20 protein-coding genes are annotated in these 21,448 nt (G+C 68.1%); 9 read left to right on the top strand and 11 right to left on the bottom strand.

Translation table 11 applies throughout. From position 1 onward, the window contains the following. Nucleotides 1–43: 43 nt before the first annotated feature. Nucleotides 44–865: a quinoprotein dehydrogenase-associated SoxYZ-like carrier gene (locus MFF07_RS14455; RefSeq protein WP_147817603.1), complete on the bottom strand. Its 822-nt coding sequence runs from the start codon at nucleotides 863–865 to the stop codon at nucleotides 44–46. A 242-nt stretch (nucleotides 866–1,107) separates the two neighbouring features. On the opposite strand from MFF07_RS14455, the gene MFF07_RS14460 reads away from it, so the two are divergent. The 3 genes from MFF07_RS14460 (at nucleotide 1,108) to MFF07_RS14470 (ending at nucleotide 3,788) form a co-directional block, all read left to right on the top strand. Continuing rightward, nucleotides 1,108–1,782: a Crp/Fnr family transcriptional regulator gene (locus MFF07_RS14460; RefSeq protein WP_147817602.1), complete on the top strand. Its 675-nt coding sequence runs from the start codon at nucleotides 1,108–1,110 to the stop codon at nucleotides 1,780–1,782. 69 nt (nucleotides 1,783–1,851) lie between these two features. After that, nucleotides 1,852–2,049 carry a hypothetical protein gene (locus MFF07_RS14465; protein ID WP_147079201.1) on the top strand — a complete coding sequence of 66 codons (198 nt, stop codon included), beginning with the start codon at nucleotides 1,852–1,854 and terminating at the stop codon, nucleotides 2,047–2,049. A 533-nt stretch (nucleotides 2,050–2,582) separates the two neighbouring features. After that, a complete protein-coding gene (locus MFF07_RS14470; protein ID WP_238232240.1) occupies nucleotides 2,583–3,788 on the top strand; it encodes a GGDEF domain-containing protein in 1,206 nt (401 codons plus the stop codon). A 95-nt stretch (nucleotides 3,789–3,883) separates the two neighbouring features. Here the strand turns inward: MFF07_RS14470 and MFF07_RS14475 are convergent, their stop codons facing one another. The 6 genes from MFF07_RS14475 to MFF07_RS14500 all read right to left on the bottom strand — a co-directional run bounded on the left by MFF07_RS14475 (nucleotide 3,884) and on the right by MFF07_RS14500 (nucleotide 9,876). Then, nucleotides 3,884–4,966, bottom strand: a complete 1,083-nt coding sequence (locus MFF07_RS14475) for a hypothetical protein (protein ID WP_147817600.1) — start codon at nucleotides 4,964–4,966, stop codon at nucleotides 3,884–3,886. 347 nt (nucleotides 4,967–5,313) lie between these two features. Beyond that, nucleotides 5,314–6,324: a GNAT family N-acetyltransferase gene (locus MFF07_RS14480; RefSeq protein WP_147817599.1), complete on the bottom strand. Its 1,011-nt coding sequence runs from the start codon at nucleotides 6,322–6,324 to the stop codon at nucleotides 5,314–5,316. A 171-nt stretch (nucleotides 6,325–6,495) separates the two neighbouring features. Continuing rightward, nucleotides 6,496–7,635 (bottom strand): CobW family GTP-binding protein, encoded by a 1,140-nt coding sequence (locus MFF07_RS14485; protein ID WP_238232241.1) that lies wholly within the window; start codon nucleotides 7,633–7,635, stop codon nucleotides 6,496–6,498. 91 nt (nucleotides 7,636–7,726) lie between these two features. Further along, a complete protein-coding gene (locus tag MFF07_RS14490; RefSeq protein WP_238232242.1) occupies nucleotides 7,727–8,068 on the bottom strand; it encodes a DUF6883 domain-containing protein in 342 nt (113 codons plus the stop codon). Beyond that, nucleotides 8,065–8,247: a DUF4926 domain-containing protein gene (locus MFF07_RS14495; RefSeq protein WP_238232243.1), complete on the bottom strand. Its 183-nt coding sequence runs from the start codon at nucleotides 8,245–8,247 to the stop codon at nucleotides 8,065–8,067. Before MFF07_RS14495 ends, MFF07_RS14490 begins: the two co-directional genes overlap by 4 nt. A 174-nt stretch (nucleotides 8,248–8,421) precedes the next feature. Further along, nucleotides 8,422–9,876 carry a D-alanyl-D-alanine carboxypeptidase family protein gene (locus tag MFF07_RS14500; protein ID WP_238232245.1) on the bottom strand — a complete coding sequence of 485 codons (1,455 nt, stop codon included), beginning with the start codon at nucleotides 9,874–9,876 and terminating at the stop codon, nucleotides 8,422–8,424. A gap of 283 nt (nucleotides 9,877–10,159) precedes the next feature. Between MFF07_RS14500 and queE the strand changes: the two genes are divergently transcribed. Continuing rightward, nucleotides 10,160–10,792: a 7-carboxy-7-deazaguanine synthase gene (gene queE, locus MFF07_RS14505; protein WP_147817594.1), complete on the top strand. Its 633-nt coding sequence runs from the start codon at nucleotides 10,160–10,162 to the stop codon at nucleotides 10,790–10,792. A 113-nt stretch (nucleotides 10,793–10,905) separates the two neighbouring features. Here queE and MFF07_RS14510 read toward each other — a convergent pair whose 3' ends face one another. Beyond that, nucleotides 10,906–12,063: a ceramide glucosyltransferase gene (locus MFF07_RS14510; protein WP_147817593.1), complete on the bottom strand. Its 1,158-nt coding sequence runs from the start codon at nucleotides 12,061–12,063 to the stop codon at nucleotides 10,906–10,908. Nucleotides 12,064–12,189: 126 nt separating this feature from the next. Here MFF07_RS14510 and MFF07_RS14515 point away from each other — a divergent pair, with 126 nt between their 5' ends. Continuing rightward, entirely contained in the window at nucleotides 12,190–13,086 is an 897-nt protein-coding gene (locus MFF07_RS14515; protein ID WP_238232261.1) for a histone deacetylase family protein, read from the top strand. Between the two features lie 44 nt (nucleotides 13,087–13,130). After that, nucleotides 13,131–14,168, top strand: coding sequence for a class I SAM-dependent methyltransferase (locus tag MFF07_RS14520; protein WP_147818706.1), 1,038 nt, complete (start codon nucleotides 13,131–13,133; stop codon nucleotides 14,166–14,168). 14 nt (nucleotides 14,169–14,182) lie between these two features. Here MFF07_RS14520 and MFF07_RS14525 read toward each other — a convergent pair whose 3' ends face one another. Beyond that, nucleotides 14,183–14,749, bottom strand: coding sequence for a TetR/AcrR family transcriptional regulator (locus MFF07_RS14525; protein ID WP_147818704.1), 567 nt, complete (start codon nucleotides 14,747–14,749; stop codon nucleotides 14,183–14,185). Between the two features lie 136 nt (nucleotides 14,750–14,885). Here MFF07_RS14525 and MFF07_RS14530 point away from each other — a divergent pair, with 136 nt between their 5' ends. Genes MFF07_RS14530 through MFF07_RS14540 form a run of 3 tightly spaced genes read left to right on the top strand, consistent with a single transcriptional unit; the run spans nucleotide 14,886 to nucleotide 20,160 of the window. After that, a complete protein-coding gene (locus MFF07_RS14530) occupies nucleotides 14,886–15,995 on the top strand; it encodes an efflux RND transporter periplasmic adaptor subunit (protein WP_147818702.1) in 1,110 nt (369 codons plus the stop codon). Next, nucleotides 15,992–17,077 (top strand): efflux RND transporter periplasmic adaptor subunit, encoded by a 1,086-nt coding sequence (locus MFF07_RS14535; protein WP_147818700.1) that lies wholly within the window; start codon nucleotides 15,992–15,994, stop codon nucleotides 17,075–17,077. Before MFF07_RS14530 ends, MFF07_RS14535 begins: the two co-directional genes overlap by 4 nt. 32 nt (nucleotides 17,078–17,109) lie before the next feature. Then, the gene (locus MFF07_RS14540) at nucleotides 17,110–20,160 is read left to right on the top strand and encodes an efflux RND transporter permease subunit (protein WP_283206825.1); all 3,051 of its coding nucleotides are present in this window, start codon (nucleotides 17,110–17,112) and stop codon (nucleotides 20,158–20,160) included. Nucleotides 20,161–20,165: 5 nt separating this feature from the next. Here the strand turns inward: MFF07_RS14540 and MFF07_RS14545 are convergent, their stop codons facing one another. Further along, on the bottom strand, nucleotides 20,166–20,873 hold the full coding sequence (locus MFF07_RS14545; protein WP_238232247.1) for an SGNH/GDSL hydrolase family protein: 708 nt from the start codon (nucleotides 20,871–20,873) through the stop codon (nucleotides 20,166–20,168). Next, nucleotides 20,870–21,373: a tRNA (N6-threonylcarbamoyladenosine(37)-N6)-methyltransferase TrmO gene (tsaA, locus tag MFF07_RS14550; RefSeq protein ID WP_147818698.1), complete on the bottom strand. Its 504-nt coding sequence runs from the start codon at nucleotides 21,371–21,373 to the stop codon at nucleotides 20,870–20,872. The genes MFF07_RS14545 and tsaA overlap by 4 nt, the downstream gene beginning before the upstream one ends. Nucleotides 21,374–21,448: the final 75 nt, after the last annotated feature.

Consider the following 21,448-nt stretch of genomic DNA (forward strand, 5'->3'; position numbering starts at 1 on the left):
GTCGGACCCGCTTCGAGGGGTTTCGGGGGAACGCGCGAACGGCTCAGTTGCTCGGCGCGGGTGCGGGGAAGCTGTGCTCCCAGCGGCCGCCCTGGTTGTCGGAGGCGACGACCTTGATCGGCCCCTTGCCCTCGGGAATGTAGGCGAAGTTGATCACCGGGTTCGACGCGATCGAGATGTCGCCGTCCATGGTGAAGACGGATCGGTCGCCGTAGGACACGGCGATCGTCTGGATGAAGCGGGCGGGAGTGTAGTCCCGCGTGACCTGGTTCATCTGCATCCCCGAAAAGTTCGGGTGGCGGATCATCAGGGTGGCCTGGACCGGCTTGCCGGGCGCCTGCTCGCCGAACTTCACGCGCATGTCGCCCATGCCCTGCATCGCCTCCTCGTCGCTCATGCCCATCGGGGCCGAGCAGCCGCCGGAGGCCTTGAGATACTGGGTCGCCTCGTAGAGCCGCCCGTCCTTGGTCTCGGCGACGGCGTGGACGTCGGAGTAGTTGTTGACCCGCACCCGCAGCTTGACCGAGCTCGGGTCGGCGGCGGGGCCGAAGACGAAATGCGCGGCATACGGCGTCGGGTTGTCGTCGATGATGAAGGAGACGCCCTTGATCGCGTCCTTGTCGGGCATGGTCAGGGTGATCGGCACCAGCGAGGCGTCCTCCGCGCGCTGCGGCGCGTCGATCTTTACGACGGATTCGGTGCGCTCGATCGCCCTGTCGCCGAAGATCGTCTCGCGGATCTCCTTCCAGCGCGACGCGCGGGTGGCCTCGTCGTCGCCCGCGGCGGCGTTGGCCGCGAGTGTGCCGGCGAGCAGGGAGGCCGCGAACAAGGCCGGCAGCACGGCATGGCGGTGTGAGAGACCCATGGCAGCGTTTCCTCGTCTCGGCTCCCGCTCTTCGTCGGGAGGCCTTCTGAGGTTACTCTTATGCCTGCGCCGCCGGCCTGTCTGTGACCCAGGTCACCGAAGCGCCGAACTCTGCAACGTCCGGTATTCTGGGCCGATCCGGAAAGTGATATGCCGGATCGCCGACCCTGTCGGCGGGATAGACCTACGAAAGAATGGCCGGCCGATCACGCCATCGGACCGGCGACAGGCGGGTGCCAGGGATGCCGGACAGCCACCAGATCGAGCGCTGGATCGAGCGCTTTCCGCTCATCCGAAATTTCTCGGCCTCCCATCTCCAGATCGCGCGGGGCACCGTGCATTTCCCGGTCCTGGAGGCGAACGCCGTCGCCTACGAACGCGAAGGCCCCTGCGCCGACTACCTGATGTGCATCGACGGGCGCACCCGTGTCTTCCGGATGTCGGAAGCGGGCCGCGAGATGCTGATCTACAAGGTCGTTGGCGGCGGCACCTGCGTGCTCACCACGCAATGCCTGCTCTCGGGCGGCACTTTCCCCGCCGAGAGCATCGCCGAGGCGCGCACCGAACTGGCCGCCCTGCCGACGGACACGTTCCGCCAGCTCATGGCCGAGAGCGCCGAATTCCGCGCCTTCGTGCTCGACGACTACACCAAGCTCCTGTCCAGCCTGTTCACCCTGGTGGACGACATCGCCTTCGCGCCGCTGGAGCAGCGCCTCGCCCGCCGCCTGCTGGTGGAGGCGGATGCCGGCGGCATCGTCGCCAAGACCCATCAAGGCCTCGCCTCCGACCTCGGCAGCGTGCGCGAGGTAGTCAGCCGCATCTTGGGCGAATGGGCCGAGGGCGGCCTTGTGGTGCTGCGCCGCGGCCAGATCGAGATCGCCGACCGGGCCGGGCTCGCGACGTTGAGGGGCAATTAGAGGCCGATTCGACGCCGACTGCGCGTGTTCTATCTTGGTTCGGAGAGCCACGCGTGGCATGAGACCGCTATGAACGATAACGAGACGCACCCCTACACCCTGGAGATCATCCCGCCGAAGGCCGACGGGGGCTCATATCAGTGGGCGATCCGCAAGCACGGCAAGCTGGCCCAGCGCTCCGATCGCAACCACCACTCCGAGGCCAAGGCCCGCGAGAACGGCATGGCGCAGATCGAGAAGTTGCTCTCGGGCTTCGGCGACCGCTAGATCACGCTGCGTTTTGATCGAATCGATCAGAACGCAGAAAACGTGATCGTTTCAAAAGTTTAGAGCAGGCTTCGCGCGAAAAACCGTTCCCGCTTTTTCGCAAGCCAGCTCTAGGCCGGATCGTCGACGGCACGGTGGCGTGTCCGCCGTGCCGTCGCTCCGCCTCGCCGTCACGAACACGGCAACGCCACCCGTAGCCAACGCAGGTCTGGCTCCGGGTGGCGTTGCCGTGCGCGCTGCGGATTGTGGCGCGACGGCGTCCCGGCGGTTTTCGCCTGCGCTCCAGCCGTCGAGAAGCGAGGACACACGTATCGTTCAAGGATCAGCCGCCAGCGATGTGCTGCAAACGGCCCGGCAAGCGCGGCCGCAAGACACGAATTCCGGAAAACCGACTTCCAGTTTTCGCATCGAATTTTCGTGAATTGCCGCCGTATGCTTGTCGTCGGGCGAACAGTTCGTAAAGCTTGGTACCGTTAGCTTCGAGCGTCTTCACCCACCGCCCGCGAGGCCGTGCCATGCCCGCCGAGGCAACGATGCGTGAGCCTGAGCGGCTGATCGCGCTCGACCGTTACGACATCCTCGACACGCCCGCCGAGGAGGCCTTCGACCGGATCACGCGGCTGACGCGGCGGATCTTCGACGTGCCGATGTCGACCATCACGCTGATCGACGGGCACCGCCAGTGGTTCAAGTCCCGGGCCGGCATCGCCGCCTGCGAGACGGCGCGGGGGCCGGCCCTGTGCAACGTCGCCATCAGGGAGCACCGCGCGCTGATCGTGCCCGACACGCTGGAAGACCCACGCTTCGCCGCCAACGCCTTCGTCGTCGGCGATCCGGGAATTCGGTTCTATGCGGGCGTCCCCCTGCTGACCCCGGAAGGGCACGGAATCGGCACGCTCTGCGCGATGGATACCAGGCCGCGCAGCTTCCTCGACGACCAGATCGACACACTCACCGATCTCGGGCGAATCGTGATGAGCGAGTTGGAATTGCGGCTTCTCGCCATGACGGACGGCCTGACCGGCACCCTGTCCCGCCGCGCCTTCCGTGAGGAGTTTTCCCGCGCCTTCGCCCTGGCCCATCGGCACCGGCACGACCTCTCCTGCATCATGATCGACCTCGACCACTTCAAGTCGGTCAACGACCGGCATGGCCACGCGATCGGCGACGTGGTTCTGGCCGCAGCGACGGCCGCCTGCCGCGAGGAACTCCGCAAGTCCGACGCCTTCGGCCGGATGGGCGGCGAGGAGTTCGCGGTCCTGCTGCCCTATACGAGCCTGCCCTCGGCGTTGCGGGTGGCCGAGAAGCTCAGGGCGGCGATCGCGGATCAGCGGACCCCGACGCCCGACGGCCCGCTACAGGTGACCGCAAGCTTCGGCGTCGCGGCCCTCGATGGCGCCACCACCGAGATGGACGCCCTGCTGCAGAACGCCGACGCCGCCCTCTACGCGGCCAAGCACGAGGGCCGGAATCGCTGCCGCGCCGCCGACCCCGTGGAGACCGCCGGGCCGGCGACCCGGCGCCGGGTGCTGAAGGCCGGCCAGATCTCGTTCGACGGCGGCCGCTGCGCCATCGACTGCACGGTCCGCAGCCTCTCCGACGAGAGCGCCTCCCTCAAGATCGGCACGACGATCGGCCTGCCCGAGACCTTCAAGCTCCTGATCGCGGCCGACGGTCTGTCGCGCCGGTGCCGTATCGTCACGCGGGCGGAGCAAATGCTGGACGTGGCGTTCGTTTGAGGGATCGGGTTGCCCGGAGGTCATCACGATACAGACGGCGGTAGGCTTCGACTCTATCAACCGTCGTCCATCCTAGCCGCCGGCATGACCGACGCTCAGGCGCGCTCGACCCGATCGCCGAATTCGTCCGGATGGAGCTCCACAAGCGGTATTGGAGCCGGCCTGCTCGTCGGGTAGGGGCTCGCCTCGAGCCGCCAGTCCGCGGACCAGAAGCATGCGTTCGGCGGCCCTCGCCCGATGAGCCGGATCTGGACCTCGGTATCCTGGACGCGCGGCTTGCAGGACGCCCAGATCCGCTGCCAGCATTCCCGCTTCGAGAGATCGGCATCGAAGTAGCCGTACCGAACCGGCAGGAAGTCGATCGCGACGCGGGTGCCGGCGAAGTCGGCCGGCAACCAGATCCAGGCCGAGAAGGCGTACATCTCTCCGCTTCGCAGTTTGCGCGCGGAGGCGGAGGCCAGGACGACTTCGTCCGAAGACAGCAGATGGATCGACGGATCCGACCGGTCCCGGCCCTCGCGATCGAAGGGCTCGCAAGGCGCCTCCGCATCGTCCGCCGGCTCAGGCTCGGCATCTTGGCCGTGCACGAGGGCGTGGGCTCGTCCGCACACGGTCAGCCAGTCTTCGAGCGGAACGGAACCGCTTCGTCGAAAGAGCACCGCCGTGTCGATCGTCGCCTCGATGATGCCGTCCGCCCTCCATCCGACATCGCCAGCGCGGCGGCGATCGGTCGGCGCGACGATCGACAGCAGGGTGGCGGGGCCGTGCCGCCTCAGGGCGCGGGCGAGATTCTCGGTCTCGTCGGCGTCACCGACCTCGTTCCGAACGAAGATCTTCTGGCCCGCAGCCAAGTCCTCCAAGAAGCGCTCTTTGAGATACCGAACCTTCTTGTATTCCCGGTCGACGATCGCACTCGGCTCGGTTTGTGAGGCAAGGCAACAGGTATTGTAGGAAAAACCGTAGCGTGTACTACGGCAAAACAGGTGGTCCTCCGGACCCTCGAAGATCGAGAGATCGCCCTCCGCTCCGTATTCGATGAAATCAGTATCCAGAGCTGCGATCAGTTCATTTATCGGGGCCGATGTGAAGCGAAAAAGCCCCAACGGTTCCAGACCCCAATAACGCTGGACCAGCCCGAACTCGCAATCGTAGCCGATGCTCTCGAAATCGAGGAGCAAATGCCTGTTCTCGGCAAAGCCGGTCTTATTTTTTATCCATTGAACCGACCTGGATAATACCGACACCTTGGCCCTGCAAAACCGAAGTCGTATCTATTGAGATCGCGACAGAATTTAGAAGTTTATTATGCTTATCGTTCGGCCTTGTCGTGTCAAGAGTTCGGATCTGCGTGAGGACCGCTTCCGCGCCTGAATTCAGTTCTTCTTGTCGAAGGGCAACAGTGCGGCTCCGGCGACCGGGCCGCTGCCGAGCCCGGCAATCTCGTCTCTGCCGTCGCGAGCGCGCTACGCGCCGGACGATCCTGTCGGCCTCGACCGGGTTGTATCCGCCCGGTCGAAGGGGCGTCCTACGACACCACCAGCCTGACGGACGCCGTCCGCTCCGCCGCGCCGGCCAGCGCGATCTCAAGGTCGGCGCTGCGGGGCTGGACCGGCTGAGCCTCGTCGAGGTCGACGGAGCGCCAGAGCACGCGCTCGCCCTCGCGGCCGAGGCGGATCGCGGCGGAGACGACCTCGCCCCGGTCGGAGCGCAGTTCGACCTCGATCAGGCCGCGGCGGGCGAACAGCCGGGAGACGACGCGAACCGTCGACGCGGCGGCGGGGTCGGCCAGAAGCGGGCGGCGGGCGCGGCGGGAATCGGCCAGCAGGAAGCACTCGACGGCGTCGCGGATCCGGTCGGGCGCGGCGATCCGTTCGACGCTGGTGACGGGTTCGCGGGCGCCGACGCTCACGAACTGGGCCTCGGGGATCGACGGCGCCGCCGCGCGATCCACGATGCGGAATCGCCGGTCGGCGCGCAGAGCCGCCGACAGCTCACCCTCGGTGGCAATACCGGACAGGCGCAGGCTCACCCGCGCATTGGTCTCGGCGAGGTGACCGAGCACCGCTTCGATCGCATCGCCGGCAGTCCCCTCCGCGAAGACCGGCTCGACGGCGCGCGGCGTCAGCGGCGCCTGCCAGAGGGCGACGGCCGGTCCGCCCCACATCCGATGGGGCAGGGCGAGCGGGATCACGCCGCACAGGCGCTCGATGCCGGTCGCGCCGTCGAAGAAGGCGAGGGCGAAGGCGACGCCGCCGCCATTGCCGCGCGGCACGTGCAGGGCCGCGGTGGCGAGGAAGTCGGGATCGGAGAAGGGGTCGAGATCCGTGGTGCGGGCGGCCAGCGCCCGCCACTCCTCGATCTCCGCCTCGCGCAACTCGGCAGGGCGGCGCAGTTCCACCCGCCACGCGCCGGGCTTGGGACTTCCTGAGACCGGACCCTCCGTCACCAGGACGACGGGCCTGGAGCCGGCTGTCGGAACGGCGCGCGGCGCCGTCTCCGACAGACCGCCCTGGATGATGGTGAAGCGCGGCTGCATCGATCCGTCCCGATCCCTCGCACCGCCGTCCCGTCGCGGGACGAAACGGCGGTGCATCCTTGAACACGCGGTTAAGGGTTCAAGAACGGTGCCGCGCGGGTTTGTCCGAAAACGATCGGTCGAAAGCCGGCGAAGTCGTGCCTGGAGCGTTCGACACCGCGCGATCCGCGATCAGCCGTTCGGAATCGCGAGGGGATTGTCGGAGAGCGCCGCCGCGTCCGGCCCGTCGATCCGGGGGCGTCCGAGAAAGGCGTCCCAGATCCGCTCGACGAAGGCGGGGTCGAGGTCGCGCACGATCAGGACGAGGCGCGAGCGCCGGTCCGCGTCGGGCCACGCGTCAAGCGTCACCGGGGCGTGGACGACGTGCTGGACGCCGTGCACCACCACCGGCCGCTCCGGATCGTCGGCCATCGCGACGAGCCCCTTGAGGCGCAGCAGCTTCGGGCCGTGCGCCGAGCGGATCAGGTCCAGGAACATCTCGAAAGCCGGACGCGGCACCGGCGTGTCGCTGACGAGGTGGAAGGCGCGGATCGCCGCGTCGTGCCGGTTCACGTCGTGGTGGTGGTCGTGGCCGGGGTGATGGCCGTGTCCATGGTGAGCGTGGTGATGATCCCGGTGCTCGCCGTGACGATCCGGGGCAGCATGCTCGGCACCGAGCCATTCGCGCACGTCCGCACTCTTGCCGTCGAGCCCGAACAACCCCCCGAGCAGCGTTTCGGCCGGCACGTCCGGACCCTCCAGCCTCGCGCCAGGGTTGAGCTGACGAAGGCGCGCGGCCAGCTGGTCGGGCTCGGCGCCGGCCAGGTCGCGCTTCGTCATCACCAAGATGTCGGCGACGGCGGCCTGCCGCACGGCCTCCGGGTGTTCGTCGAGGGTCGAGCAGCCGTTGACGGCATCGACCACGGTGACGACGCCCTGCAGCCGGAACCGCAACGACAGGTAGGGATGCGCAATCAGAGCGTGCAGGATCGGGGCAGGGTCGGCGAGGCCCGTCGTCTCGATGACGACCCGGCGAAACGCCTTGATGCGGCCGTTGTCGCGCTTCCGCAGCAGGTCTTCGAGGGCCGCGATCAGATCCCCCCGCACCGTGCAGCACAGGCAGCCGGCACCGAGCAGGATCATGTCCTCGTCGACCGTCTCGACGAGGAGGTGATCGAGCCCGATCTCGCCGAATTCGTTCACGATCACAACGGTATCGCTCAGGGCCGGGTCCTGCAGGAGCCGGTTCAGGAGCGTGGTCTTGCCAGCGCCGAGGAAGCCCGTGAGCACGGTCAGCGGGATCGGCGTCGGGCGGCCGTTCTCTTGGGGCATGTCGTGAAGCTTGGTCTCAGTGAGAGGTCAGCCGGAAGGGAGGTGCCGGGCGTCCGCACCGCGACTTCGGCGTCTTGGGAGCGCTCCGCAGCTACTTCGTCAGCGGTACAACGGTGATGAGACGGATTTCGGTCAAAGTCGTGAGTTCCCAGACAGCGCGGATGCTCAACGATCGACCATCCGGCGTTTCGGTTTCGCCTTCGAAGATGACACGTCGAAGGCCTATCGGTGGATCCACATGGCGACCCGGCATATGGGCCAGAGCGTGTCGGACCAGGGCGGATGCCAATGTCTCGGGATCGTCGGGCGTAAAGCCGAGCGCAAGCAGATACTTGGCTTTTGAGCCGCCCTCCTTGTGCGAGAGATCGAGCAGATAGCGCGTGATCTTCGCGTGCTCTACGACCCACGTGACCGCGACGAATCCGTCCGTCAAAGGCTCGCGCGCTCGAGCAGGCGCAGATGCCGAGCCTCGACGTTGGCGAGTGCGCCCACCGGCGCGGCGAACTCGACCACGTAGGCTTCGCCGTGATTGTAGATGCCGAGGATAGTCCCCTCGGAGCCGGGAGGCAGTTCACAACCGTCGTCGCTCGTCACGATAGCAGTCAGCGCCACCCGATCGAGTTCCCGAAGGCCCGATGCCGGTGCGTCCTGCCGATACCGATAGGCGAACTCGAAAGACATGGTCGTAGAGATTATGGACCGGCCGGAAATTAGCAAGCGGAGGTTTTCCTCACGCCAGCCCCGGCGGCCCGATGAGTGAACAGGATCGGGATCGGTCCGGCAATTCTACTCGCTCGCAGCAGCGCTCTTCTTCTTCGGCACCGGCTTCGCCGCCGCCTTGGCGGCAGGCTTGGCCGCAGCGGCCGGAGCGGACTTCACCGCGGCCTTCGCAGGCACCTTGGTGGGCTTCTTCTCGGCCCCGTCGACGGCAGTGTAGGCGCTCGTCGTGGCGGGGACGCCGGCCTTCCCGTGCTGGTGCGGCGCGGTCACCGCGGCGGCGCGGACCTTGGCGGCCTTCTCGGCCTTGGCCTGCTTGGCCGCCTCCCTCGCAGCCTCGCGCTTTTCCTTTGCCGCGGCCAGCTTGGCGGCCTTGCTGTTCCTGGCCTCCTCCTCCTGCTGCGCGAGCGCCGCCGCGCCTGCGGCCGGGCTGCTGCCGGTCCAGACCGCGATCGGCTGCAGCGGAGCGCGCGGCGGAAGGCTGCGGCCGCGCATGTTGGCGCTGTTGATCGTGGCGAGGGCGACGGGGGCGGCACCCCCCTGGGTCGCGCCGAGAAGCTGTGAGAAGGCGTTGTCGGCGCCGGCCGGAGCGCTCGAGGTGATGGCGGCCTGGCCCTCGTCGACCGGCATCGGTTTCTTCCGGTCGCAGATATAGGGGCGCATGTCCGGCGGTTCGCTGGTGCTCGACGAGGGCAATGCTTCGAGCGTCGGCGCACTCCAGCCGGCGGATTGGCTGAAGCCGTAATCGAACAGGTCGGCGGCCTTGAGGTCGCGCTCGCGGGCGCTCGGCTGGCCCATCACCACGGTGATGATGCGGCGGCCGTTACGGGTGGCGCTCGCCACGACGTTGAAGCCGCCCGAGCAGATGAACCCGGTCTTCATGCCGTCGGCCCCGGCATAGCGGCCGAGCAGGCCGTTGTGGTTCGCCATCACGGCCTTGCCGAACTGGATCGCCGAGATCGAGAACAGGGCCTGCTGGTCGGGGAAGTCGCGCATCAGGGCGCGGCCCAAAATCGCCATGTCGCGGGCCGAGGTCCACTGGCGCGGCTCAGGCAACCCGTTGGGATTGTACCAGCGGCTCTCGCGCATGCCGATCCGGCGCGCGGTCTCGTTCATCATGTCGGCAAAGCCGTCGACTGAGCCGCCGAGGTTCTCGCCGATCGCCCAGGCCACATCGTTGGCCGACTTGACCATGATGATCTTCAGGGCGTTGTCGAGCGTCAGCTGCGTGCCCGGCTTGAAGCCCATCTTCGAGGGCGGCTCCGCGGCGGCCTGGGCCGAGATCGTCAGCAGCGTGTCGAGGGAGACCTTGCCCTGGCGCACCATGTCGAGGGCGACGTAGGTGGTCATCAGCTTGGTGATCGAGGCGGGGTACCACGGGTCGGTGGCGCCCTGGCTGTAGATCACCTTGCCGGAATCGACCTCGACCACGACGATCGGCGCGGTGACGGCGCCGGCATGGCCTGCGAGCGCGGCAAGCACGGCGACCGCGCCGATGACCCGTCCAAGAACCCGGTTCAGCATCGAAAAGGTCTCAGTCGCGAGAGGCTTGGGGACAGGCGCTCCCGGCGCTGCACCGGCCACATGGGCGATGCATGGAGGCCGGCGCAGTGTCGAGCGCGCGATGCCGATGTTCAACGCAACCTCCGTGGCAAGAGCAAGGCGAAGCGGGTTGTCCCCATCGATCTCGGCTTCGCATTGCGTCCGGGACATGGGGAGCGGCAGCCCGGTGGCGGTCCAGGCGCGCGGGCGTTATCTGCGGGGGCAACGATCCGACGGACATGCCGGTCGGCCGGCGGGATGAGCGATGGCCTACGCGGTCAAGGAAGTGTTTCACACCCTTCAGGGCGAGGGCGCTCAGGCCGGCCGGGCCGCCGTGTTCTGCCGCTTCACGGGTTGCAACCTCTGGTCCGGCCGCGAGGAGGACCGGGCGGATGCCGCCTGCCGTTTCTGCGACACGGATTTCGTCGGCATGAACGGCGAAGGAGGGGGACGCTTCGCAACCCCAGCCGACCTCGCGACCGCGATCGACCGGACGTGGCAGGGCGGCGAAACCGACCGTTTCGTGGTCTTCACCGGCGGCGAGCCGCTGCTGCAACTCGACCCTGGATTGATCGAGGCGGTGCACGGGCACGGCTTCGAAATCGCGGTGGAGACCAACGGCACCTTGCCGGCACCGGACGGGATCGACTGGATCTGCGTCAGCCCCAAGGCCGGCAATCCGCTGGTGCAGACTAGCGGCCACGAGTTGAAACTCGTGTTTCCGCAAGTCGGCGCGGAGCCCGAGCGCTTCGCCGATCTCGCCTTCGTTCGCCGCTTCCTACAGCCTATGGATGGGCCGGACCGCATCGCCAACACCCAGGCCGCCATCGCCTATTGCCGGAGCGACGCGCGCTGGCGGCTCTCGCTGCAGACGCACAAGATCTTGGGAATACCGTAGCGACTTCCTTCATTCCGGGGCCGCGCAACGGAACCCGGAACTCACGACTGGCCTCAGCATGTCGGGTGGGTTCCGGGTTCGCCTTCGGCGCCCTGGAATGACGGGTCGTGCGGTTACGCCGCCGTCGCCCTCGGCCGCAAGCGCAGCGGCGCCCTGCGGATGTCCATGGCGTTGCCCCGCCAGACGATGGCGCTGCGGAACCAGGCGCCGGACCAGACCGCCGGCAGCATCGCGTCCCGCACCAGCATCGCCAGCAGCAGGCGGACCGGACGGTACCAGCCGGCATGGCGGGCCAGCGCGAACTCGGCTCCGTACCAGAGCAGGGCCATGAGCGTCAGGCCGGCGGCCGCCTCGGCCGTGCCGGCCAGCGCAGCCGCGAGCGTGAACGGAAACAGCGCGCCGATCCCGATCTCGGGCGCGAAAAAGACCGGGAACGTGATCCGCCGAAGCCGTGCCCAGCGCAGTTGCCGCGACCACACCTCCGAGAGCTTGCGCCGCCCCAGCGGCTGGCCGAACGGCGCGGCCACGAGATGGACCTTGCGGCCGGCCGCCCGCACGAGCTTCGTCGCCGCCGCATCCTCGGCGATCTCGGCGCCGAGCGCACGGATGCTGCCGCGCTCCTCCAGGAACGGCTTGTGCCAGAGCATGCTCTTGCCCTGGGCGAAGCCGAAGCCGAGGGCGGCGCCGGAATATTGCCAGCGCGCCTGCAGCGTGTTGAGGAAGGCGCACTCGATCTCGGCGAAAAACCCCTCGGGCCGCGTGCCGATCGGCGTCGAGCAGACGAGGCCGGTGTCGGCCCGCCAGGCCGATTGCAGCTGCTGCAGATAATCGTGCGGCATCAGGACGTTGGAATCGGCAAGCACAACCCAGTCGTGCCGCGCCGCCTCCCAGCCCTTTACGCAGTTGTTGAGCTTCGGGTTGTCGCTCACCCGCACGTCGCCGACGACGATCCGGGCCGGAACGGCCGGATGGGCCGCCATAAGCCGGCGCACCAGCGGTAGCACCGGGTCGCCTGCATCCGCGACGCAGAAGACGATCTCGTAATCCGGATAGTCGAGGGCGAAGCCGCGACCGAGCGTCTCCTCGCTGAAGGTCTCGAGCCCGCAGACCGGGCGCACCAGCGAGACGGGAGCGCCGGCCGGGAAGGCCGAAACCCCTCGGCTCCGGCCGAGACGGCTGGCGGCCAGCGCGATGCTGACGAGGTGGATCAAGGTCAGCAGGCCGCACAGCGACAGGGCAACAAGGGTTGGGGTCTCGACGTTGCCGACCATCCGCGATCCCTTCGTGAGTCCGCAGCGCCACCGGTCGAGGATCGGAGGCGCGCATCCGGCTGCCTTAGCGGCCGGCCGATATCAGCCGTATGACAGCGGCTTCAGAGGTATGAGGTGATCCGGCGCGTGGTCCCGATCCTGTTCCATCCCGCCTACGAGGCGGCCCTGCCCGAGGGGCATCGCTTTCCGATGCGCAAATACGGGCGGCTCGCCGAGGTGCTGAGCGAGCGCGGCCTCGCGCCGGGCGGCTTTCTGAGGCCGGAGCCGGCGGATGCGGATTTGATCGCCCTGGCGCACGACCGCGCCTATGTCGACGCCGTGTTCGCCGCGGCGGTGCCGCCGGGGATCGAGCGCACCATCGGCTTCCATGTCGACGCGGGCGTGGCCGCCCGCTCCCGCGCCTCGTCCGGCGGCACGCTCGCCGCGGCACGGCTCGCCCTGACGCACGGCCTCGCAGGGAGCGCGGCCGGCGGCAGCCACCATGCGCGACGGGACGGCGGACGCGGCTTCTGCATCTTCAACGACGTCGCCGTGGCGGCTCTCGCCTTGAAGCGCGAGGGCGCGGTGCAGCGGGTGTTGATCGTCGATCTCGACGTCCACCAGGGCGATGGCACCGCCGACTGCCTGTCGGGCGAGCCGGACCTGTTCGCGCTCTCGATCCACGCCGAGCGCAACTATCCGTTGCCCAAGGTGCCCGGGGATCTCGACATCGGTTTGCCGGACGACCTCGACGATGCCGGCTATCTCGCGGTGCTCGAAGCGCGGTTGCCGCCGCTGATCGAGACGCTGGCCCCGGATCTCGTATTCTACAATGCCGGCGTCGATCCGCACCGCGACGACCGGCTCGGGCGGCTGAGCCTCAGCGACGACGGCCTCGCCGCACGCGACCGTTTCGTGGTCGGCCAGGCACGCTCGCGCGGCATTCCCCTCGTCTCGGTGATCGGCGGCGGCTACGACACCGACGTCGATGCGCTCGCGGCTCGGCACGCCCTGGTCTTCGAGGCGATGGCGGCACTCGCCTGAAGCAGTTCATCCCGAAGCGGATCGTTCGATAGGTTCAATGCGGCATGCCGTACTCGCTCAAACGGATCTTCTCCCGAAAGAAGCATCGGCCTTCGCTCGGCGGCGTCGTGCGTGATGCCTTCCGGGGCATCTGCGACCGCGATCCGACCGAGAGCGAGTTGGCCCTGCACACGCACGATCTCGCGCGGGGAGCCTCCCTCCCGGCGTTCTTCACCGAACTCAGGAGGCTGGGCGAAGCGGGCAGGGATCGCCAATTCGTGCCCGCGGGCCATTACTACTCGCCGATACCGCCGCGCGCCGAGGTCGAACGGCATCTCGCGGCCATGGACCCCAATCCTGAGGCGCTGCCGGGAATCGATCTCGACCGCGCCGCCATGGTCAGGCTCTGGACCGAACTCGTTCCGCACCTGCAGAGCGCGCCGTTCGCGTTCGAAGCCAAACCGGGGCTTCGCTACCGGTACGACAACGGCGCCTATTCCTGGGGAGACGGATTGGTGCTGCACGCGCTGCTGCGCCACATCCGGCCGAAACGCCTGATCGAGGTCGGCAGCGGCTGGTCCTCCGCCTGTATCGTCGACACCAACGAGCGGTTTCTGGAGTCTGGCTGCGAGGTCACCTGCATCGAGCCGTATCCCGAACTGTTGCGCGAAACGGTCGGCACGCCCGGATCGCCCTTCCACATCATCGAAAGCGGCATCCAAACCGTTCCGCTGCCGCTCTTCGAGACCTTGGTGGCCGGCGACATCCTCTTCATCGATTCGACGCATGTCTTAAGGACGGGCAGCGACGTCACCCACGAACTCCTCGAGATCCTGCCCAGGATCGCACCGGGCGTCTTCGTGCATGTCCACGACGTGTTCTGGCCCTTCGAATATCCGCGATCCTGGGCCGTGGACGAGAACCGGGCCTGGAACGAAATCTACGCCCTGCGCGCGTTCCTCTGCGGCAACGCGCAGTGGCGCATCGTGATGTTCAACGATTTCCTGGCAAAGAACGAGGCGGGTCTGATCGCTCGGACCTGTCCGGCTTTCCTGAACAATCCCGGCGGAAGCCTGTGGCTCGAGCGGCGCGCCGACGGCTGAAGGCCGAGATGCCCCTACGGATTGGGGAGGTCTCGCGCGGCTGCGTCGAGGGCGTCGAAGATCCGGTCGGCCTCCTCGCCGGAGAGGTCGTGGAAGCCCAGCGTGCGCCCGATCATCAACCCGACGATCGCGAAAAGCAGCACGGCGCCTGCTCCCGGCCGTCCCTCGGCGTCGGACATCAGGGCCAGCCTCTCGGCGATGAACCCGCGAAAGTCGGCGAGCGCGTCCGGCGTTTCGGCGGATGCGAGCAGCAGGGCGCGGGGGAAGCCGTGCTCCTCGCCGTAGGTCTGGCGGGCGTTGGCGACCATCGCCAGCGGCGGCGAGGCCGACTCCGGCTGCTGGCGGGCCTCATGGCCGGCAATTCCCTCTCGAAGCCGGCGGAGCTTGCGCGTCACGAGCGCGCAGATCAGCGCATCCTTGGAAGCGTAATGGTGCAGCACGCCGCCCTTGCTCAAGCCGGCCTCTGCAGCGACGGCGTCGATCGTCAGCCCGCGTGCGCCGAGGCCGCGGAGCACGCCCTCGGCAGCATCGAGAATGATCTCAGGACGATCCTCGCGGCGGCGGCGTGCCTTCGACTCCACGGGCTGACCTTCTACAAACCGTCTGGACGGTCGGTAATCTAGCGGATATGGGATGGCGACGATAGATGCTTCCGGATCCGAAAGCCGCGGACCCCGTCCCATGCCTTCGAGCCCTTTCAGACTAGGTCCTTCCGTCATGCTCGCCGCGCTGCTGTTTGCGGGCGTCGGCGCCTGGGCCGCGTCGGACACCGCGGCCGAGCGCGACCCCGACAACATCTCCGTCGTGCTCGTGCGGGTTGTCGAGGCGCAGCGCACGGCGGTGGCATCAGACATCGTGTTCACCGGCGACATCCAGGCCCAGGCCCAGACCAACGTCGCCTTCCGCACCAACGGCAAGATCGCGACGCGCCTCGTCGAGGTCGGCGACCACGTCGCGGCGGATCAGGTGCTGGCGAAGCTCGATCCGCAGGAGCAGCAGGCCAATCTCGACACGGCCAAGGCGGCTCTCGTCTCGGCGGAGGCCTTGCTGACGCAGGCCAAGGTCGCCTTCAAGCGCCAGGAGCAGTTGCTGAGCGGCGGCTACACCACGCGGCCCTCCTACGACGCAGCCGAGCAGCAGTTGCGTACGACGCAGGCCGCCGTCGATTCGGCCAAGGCGCAGCTCGGGTCCGCCAAGGAGCAGTTCTCCTACACCGACCTGCGCTCGGGCGTCGCCGGCATCATCCTGAGCCGCAGCTTCGAGACCGGGCAGGTGGTCCAGGCCGGACAGACCGTGCTGGTGCTGGCCCAGGACGGGCCGCGCGACGCGGTCTTCAACGTCTACGAGGCGCTGCCGGCGAACCCACCCGCGAGCAAGACGGTGGCGATCGCGCTGCAGGCCGACCCCAAGGTCACCACCACGGGCACGGTGCGCGAAATCTCGCCCTCGGTCGATCAGGCCTCGGGCACGGTGCGGGTGAAGATCGGCCTCGCGGAGACTCCCGCGGCGATGACTCTCGGAGCCGTCGTGATCGGGCGCGGACGCTTCAAGGCCCAGGAGGCCGTCGTGCTGCCCTGGTCGGCGCTCTACCGTTGGGAGAACAAGCCGGCAGTGTGGATCTACGACCGGAAGGCCGGGACGGTGTCGCCGCGCCTCGTCACCATCGAGCGCTACGCCTTCGACACGATCGCGCTCGCCTCCGGCGTCGAGCAAGGCGAGTCGGTGGTCACCGCCGGCATCCAGTTCCTGCGGCCCGGCCAGAGCGTCGCGGTAGCGGATGCCAAGGCCGACGGCATTGCCAAAAACGCCGGGGGCATCGCGAAATGAGGTTCCTGCTCGCGCTGCCGTTCTGCGCCCTGCTGCTGTCGGCCTGCAAACCTTCCGAGGAGGCGAAGGAGCCGGCGCCGATCCGGCCGGTGCTCGTCACCATCGCCAAGCGCACGGACACCGTGATGTTCGGCCCCTTCGCCGGCACGGTCGAGCCGCGCTACCAGTCGCAGCTCGGCTTCCAGATCGGCGGCCGGGTCGCCGCGCGCGACGTCACCGTCGGCGATGTGGTCAAGAAGGGCCAGAGGCTGGCAACCCTCGACCCAGTGGTGACGCGCTTCGCCCTGACCCGTGCCGAGGCAGACGTCGCCGACGCCAAGGCCCAGGCCGAGAACGCCGCCGCCACCGAGGCGCGCCAGCGCCGCCTGATGGAGGGCGGCAACGTTACCCAGGCGCAGATGGATTCCTCCACCGCCGGCCGCGACACCTCGCAGGCGCGCCTGGCCCAGGCGATGGCCAGCCTGCAGCGGGCGCGCGACCAGATGGGCTACACCGAGTTGCACGCCGATTTCGACGGCGTCGTCACCCAGCGTCTCGCCGAGGTCGGGCAGGTGCTGAGCGCCGGGCAGGCCGTGGTGACGGTCGCCCGGCCCGAGGTGCGCGAGGCGGTGGTCGACATCCCCGAGGACCTCGTCGGCACCATGCCGCGCGAGGGGCGCTTCACGATCTCGCTGCAGAGCGCGCCGGAGATCACCGCAATGGCCAAGGTCCGCGAGATCGCGCCCTTCGCCGACCAGGGCACCCGGACCCGGCGCATCAAGCTGACCCTGATCGACCCGCCCACCGCCTTCCGCCTCGGCGCGACGATAACGGTGGGCCTGAAACGCTCCACCGAGCCCCGCTTCGTGTTGCCGCCGACGGCCCTGCTGGAGGCCGATGGGCGCGCTTCCGTCTGGATCGTGCCGGAAGCCGCGAAGGATGCGCCGGCCCATGTCGAGCGCCGCGACGTCACCGTCGGCGAACGCGATGCCGAGCGTGTCAGCCTCAGCGGCGGCGTGAATGACGGCGAGCGCGTCGTCGTCGCGGGCGTTCATTCCCTCGGCGACGGCCAGACCGTCCGCGTTGGTGAGCCCATCCCGTGAGCGACCCCGCACCCGGCACGCCGGAGACCTCCGTGAGTTCGTTCAACCTGTCCGACTGGGCGCTGCGGCACCGCTCCCTCGTCTGGTTCCTGATGCTTGTCTGCCTGTTGGCCGGCGTGATGTCGTATTCGCGCCTCGGCCGCGAGGAGGACCCGCCCTTCGCCATCAAGACCATGGTCGTCCAGGCGAAATGGCCCGGCGCCACGATCAAGGACACCCTCGATCAGGTCACCGACCGGATCGAGAAGGAGCTGCAGCAGATCAACGCGCTGGACTACGTCCGCAGCTACACGACGCCGGGCCAGGCGACGGTGTTCGTGCAGTTCAAGGACACCACGAAGAAGGAGGAGATCCAGCCCGCCTTCTACCAGGTCCGCAAGCGGCTCGGCGACATCAAGTACACCTTCCCCGAAGGCGTCGAGGGCCCCTCGTTCAACGACGAGTTCGGCGATGTCTACGGCAACGTCTACGCCTTCACCGGGGATGGGCTGACCCACCGGCAGTTGCGCGACTACGTCGAGGGCGTGCGCACCGAGATCCTGAAGGTGCCCGACATCGGCAAGACCCTGCTGATGGGGACGCAGGGCGAGACGGTCTATCTCGACTTCTCCACCCGCAAGCTCGCCGGCTTCGGCATCGACCTGCAGGCGCTGATCAAGGCCCTGCAATCCCAGAACGCGGTCGCGGCCTCCGGCGTGGTCCAGGCCGGTCCGGAGCGCGTTTCCTTGCGTGTCAGTGGCCAGTTCACCTCGGAAGAGTCGCTGAAGAACGTCAACCTGCGCTTCAACGACCGCTTCTTTCGGCTGGCCGACGTCGCCGAGATCCATCGCGGCTACGAGGACCCGCCGGCCGCGATGTTCCGGGTCAACGGCGAGCCGGCCATCGGCCTCGCCATCGCCATGCGCCCGAACGCCAACCTGCTGAAGTTCGGCGAGAACCTGAAGGAGCGGATGCGCAGGATCGAGGCGAAGCTGCCGATCGGCGTCGGCGTGCACCTCGTGTCGGACCAGCCGAAGATCGTCGAGGAGGCGGTGGGCGGCTTCACCCAGGCTCTCGTCGAGGCGGTGGTGATCGTGCTGTTCGTGAGCTTCGTCAGCCTCGGGCTGCGCGCCGGCTTCGTGGTGGCGATCTCGATCCCGCTCGTCCTCGCGATCGTGTTCGTGGTGATGCAGGAGATGGGGGTGACGCTGCAGCGCATCTCCCTCGGCGCACTCATCATCGCCCTCGGGCTGCTGGTCGACGATGCCATGATCACCGTCGAGATGATGGTGGCGCGGCTCGAACTCGGCGACAGCCTCAAGAAGGCTGCAACCTTCGCCTACACATCCACCGCATTCCCGATGCTGACCGGCACGCTGGTGACCATCGCCGGCTTCCTGCCGATCGGCTTCAACGGGTCTTCGGCCGGCGAGTACACCTACTCCCTCTTCGTGGTGATCGCGGCCGCGCTCTCAGTGTCCTGGGTCGTCGCGGTGCTGTTCGCGCCGTTGCTCGGCGTGACGCTGCTGCCCAAGACGATGAAGCATCACGCAGAGAAGCGCGGGCTGTTCACCCGCGCCTTCCTCGCCGTGCTCAAGATCGCGATGCGCCTGCGCTGGATCACGGTGCTGATCTGCATCGGGCTGATGGGCGCAGCCGTCTTCGGCATGACCCACGTCCAACAGCAATTCTTTCCATCCTCGGACCGCAGCGAAGTGCTCGTCGACCTGACCCTGCCGCAGAACGCCACCATCGCCGAGACCAAGGCGCAGATGGACCGCTTCGAGGCGGAGCTGAAGGGCGATCCGGACATCGTGCGCTGGTCGTCCTATGTCGGCCAGGGCGCGGTGCGCTTCTACCTGCCCCTCGACCAGCAGCTCGCCAACGCCTTCTACGGGCAGGCCGTCATCGTGACGAAGTCGCTCGAGGTTCGCGACAAGGTCGTCGCCAGGCTGCAGCAGATCGGCCGGCGCGACTTCGTCGGCATCGACGTGATGGTGCAGGCGCTGAACCTCGGCCCGCCGGTGGGACGCCCGGTTCAGTACCGGCTCAGCGGCCCCGACATCCAGGAGGTGCGCCGCCTCGCGCTGGGGCTCGCCGACGTGGTCGCCGCCGACAAGCGCTTGGCCTACCCGACCTTCGACTGGAACGAGCCGGGCAAGGTCCTCCGTGTCGAGATCCTGCAGGACAAGGCGCGCCAGCTCGGCGTCACCAGTCAGGACATCGCCGGCATCCTCAACGGCGTCGTCGGCGGCCAGGCGATCACCCAGGTGCGCGATTCGATCTACCTCGTGAACGTGGTCGGCCGCGCGCAGACCATTGAGCGGACTTCGCTCGAAACCCTGCAGAGCCTGCAGGTCGCCCTCTCGAACGGCTCTGTCGTGCCGGTGCTGTCCTTTGCCAAGATCGACTACGACCTCGAACAGCCGATCGTCTGGCGGCGCGACCGCGTGGCGACGCTGACCGTGCGCGCCACGATCAAGGACACCACCCAACCGCCGACCATCGTCGCCGCCCTGCAGCCGGGCATCGACGCCTTCGTAAAGGCCCTGCCGGAGGGCTACACGCTGGCCACCGGCGGCGCGGTCGAGGAGGCCGGCAAGGGCCAGGGGCCGATCGCCGCCGTGGTGCCGGTGATGATCCTCGCCATGGCGACGCTGCTGATGATCCAGCTCCAGAGCTTCCAGAAGCTCTTTTTGGTGTTTTCCGTCGCGCCGCTCGGCCTGATCGGTGTGGTGCCGGCCTTGCTGCTCTTCGACAAGCCGATGGGCTTCGTAGCGATCCTCGGCATCCTCGCCTTGATCGGCATCATCATCCGCAATGCGCTGATCCTGGTGAGCCAGATCGAGGAATCCGAGGCCGAGGGGCTGGAGCCTTGGGACGCCGTGATCGAGGCGACGCGCCACCGCATGCGGCCGATCCTGCTGACCGCAGCCGCGGCCAGCCTCGGCCTGATCCCCATCGCCCGCGAGGTGTTCTGGGGACCGATGGCCTACGCGATGATCGGCGGCATCCTCGCCGCGACCCTGCTGACGCTGCTGTTCCTGCCGGCGCTCTATGTCGGCTGGTACCGGATCAAGCCGCCGGCGCGCGTGGCGGCGTGACCCCGTCACGGGGCCGAGGCGGCATCGGGACAGAGCGTGGCCGCGAGATTGCGCAGCATCGGACGGTAGCGCGTGAGATGCAGTCCGTTCCGGTTCGCGCCCGGCAGGCCAAAGCCGGTCTCGCCATCGCGCAACTCCGAGAAGGGATCGGCGTAGCGACAGCCGATCCGTGTGCAGAGCGCCTTGATCCGCTCGGAATAGGCATCGACCGCCTTCGCCTCGAACTCGTCCGCAAGTTCGCGCCAAAGGGGCGGCACGGCGGTGACCACAACGCGGTCGCTGACGGCCTTGAAACGCGCGACGATGCCGGCGACCTCCTGCTCGAAGCGATCCGCGACGTCGGGGGCGAGCGGCTTCTTCTTGCCGATCAGGTCGTTCGTGCCGATCGTGAGGATCGCGGTCCCGGCACGTACCGGAAACTCCAGCTCCGGCAGAAGCCCGGCATAGACGGCGGCAGTGGCACCGCTGACGCCCGCGTTGACGATCGGCGCGCCGCAGACCCGCTCCGAGGGGCTCTGCAACTCGGCCTGGGAATCGCCGGCGATCAGCACATAGCCGGGCTCGGCCTCTTCGAGCTGCTGACGGATCGCCACGAGGCGATGCACGGCGTACTCGCCGACGTCGTGCTTCGGCGCATGCAGCACCCAGCCGATCCCGGCGCTCGCGACCGAGACCGTCAGGAAAGCGAGAGCCAGTCCGAAAACCCGCCTCACGCGATCGGCTTCGCGGTGGCCGAGCGGTTCACGCTCGCCTCCGGCCGCGAATCCGTCGAGGCGTAGTACGGCTTGATGTCGAGGAGCGGCGTGCCGTCGAGGCAATCGAGGCCGCGCACGGAAACCTCGCCACCCGCGATCCCGAGCCGTTCGACCACCGCCACGGCGATCGGATTGGGCCGGGCCGGCGAGCGCAGGGAAAAGGTGCCGCGGCTGCCGTCGGCGTGGCGCGGCTGCTGGACCACGAGCTCGCGCGCCGCCCTGTCCATCCAGTAGAGCACGATCAGGTGGCTGGCGCCGTCGACGTTCTGGAGCGCCGGGACGTAGAGCGGATCGACCACCAGCGTGCAGACCGCATCGGTCTGCGTGCCGTTCTTCGGGCAATCGCCCCGCGCCTGCCACGGCGTGCGGATGCGGCCGATGAAATGGAGGCCGGCATCGTAGGTCTCGGGAAGCGTGATCGCCTCCTCGCCCGCGCGCCGTTCGACGTCGTCTTTCATCCGATCACGCTCGGTCCAGGGTCGGGGGCGGTGTGTGCGCCCGGCCGGCGGCGACGGCAAGAGCCCGCGCGGTCG

It is taken from the genome of Methylobacterium thuringiense, assembly GCF_022179645.1.
Lineage (GTDB): Bacteria > Pseudomonadota > Alphaproteobacteria > Rhizobiales > Beijerinckiaceae > Methylobacterium > Methylobacterium thuringiense.

Excerpts from the sequence above, each read along its gene's own strand:
- queE (WP_147817594.1), top strand. The coding sequence starts at position 10,160 with ATGGCCTACGCGGTCAAGGAAGTGTTTCACACCCTTCAGGGCGAGGGC.
- MFF07_RS14510 (WP_147817593.1), bottom strand. The coding sequence starts at position 12,063 with ATGGTCGGCAACGTCGAGACCCCAACCCTTGTTGCCCTGTCGCTGTGC.
- MFF07_RS14520 (WP_147818706.1), top strand. The coding sequence starts at position 13,131 with ATGCCGTACTCGCTCAAACGGATCTTCTCCCGAAAGAAGCATCGGCCT.
- MFF07_RS14535 (WP_147818700.1), top strand. The coding sequence starts at position 15,992 with ATGAGGTTCCTGCTCGCGCTGCCGTTCTGCGCCCTGCTGCTGTCGGCC.
- MFF07_RS14480 (WP_147817599.1), bottom strand. The coding sequence starts at position 6,324 with ATGCAGCCGCGCTTCACCATCATCCAGGGCGGTCTGTCGGAGACGGCG.
- MFF07_RS14500 (WP_238232245.1), bottom strand. The coding sequence starts at position 9,876 with ATGCTGAACCGGGTTCTTGGACGGGTCATCGGCGCGGTCGCCGTGCTT.
- MFF07_RS14465 (WP_147079201.1), top strand. The coding sequence starts at position 1,852 with ATGAACGATAACGAGACGCACCCCTACACCCTGGAGATCATCCCGCCG.
- MFF07_RS14470 (WP_238232240.1), top strand. The coding sequence starts at position 2,583 with ATGCGTGAGCCTGAGCGGCTGATCGCGCTCGACCGTTACGACATCCTC.
- MFF07_RS14485 (WP_238232241.1), bottom strand. The coding sequence starts at position 7,635 with ATGCCCCAAGAGAACGGCCGCCCGACGCCGATCCCGCTGACCGTGCTC.
- MFF07_RS14530 (WP_147818702.1), top strand. The coding sequence starts at position 14,886 with ATGCTCGCCGCGCTGCTGTTTGCGGGCGTCGGCGCCTGGGCCGCGTCG.
- MFF07_RS14460 (WP_147817602.1), top strand. The coding sequence starts at position 1,108 with ATGCCGGACAGCCACCAGATCGAGCGCTGGATCGAGCGCTTTCCGCTC.
- tsaA (WP_147818698.1), bottom strand. The coding sequence starts at position 21,373 with ATGAAAGACGACGTCGAACGGCGCGCGGGCGAGGAGGCGATCACGCTT.
- MFF07_RS14455 (WP_147817603.1), bottom strand. The coding sequence starts at position 865 with ATGGGTCTCTCACACCGCCATGCCGTGCTGCCGGCCTTGTTCGCGGCC.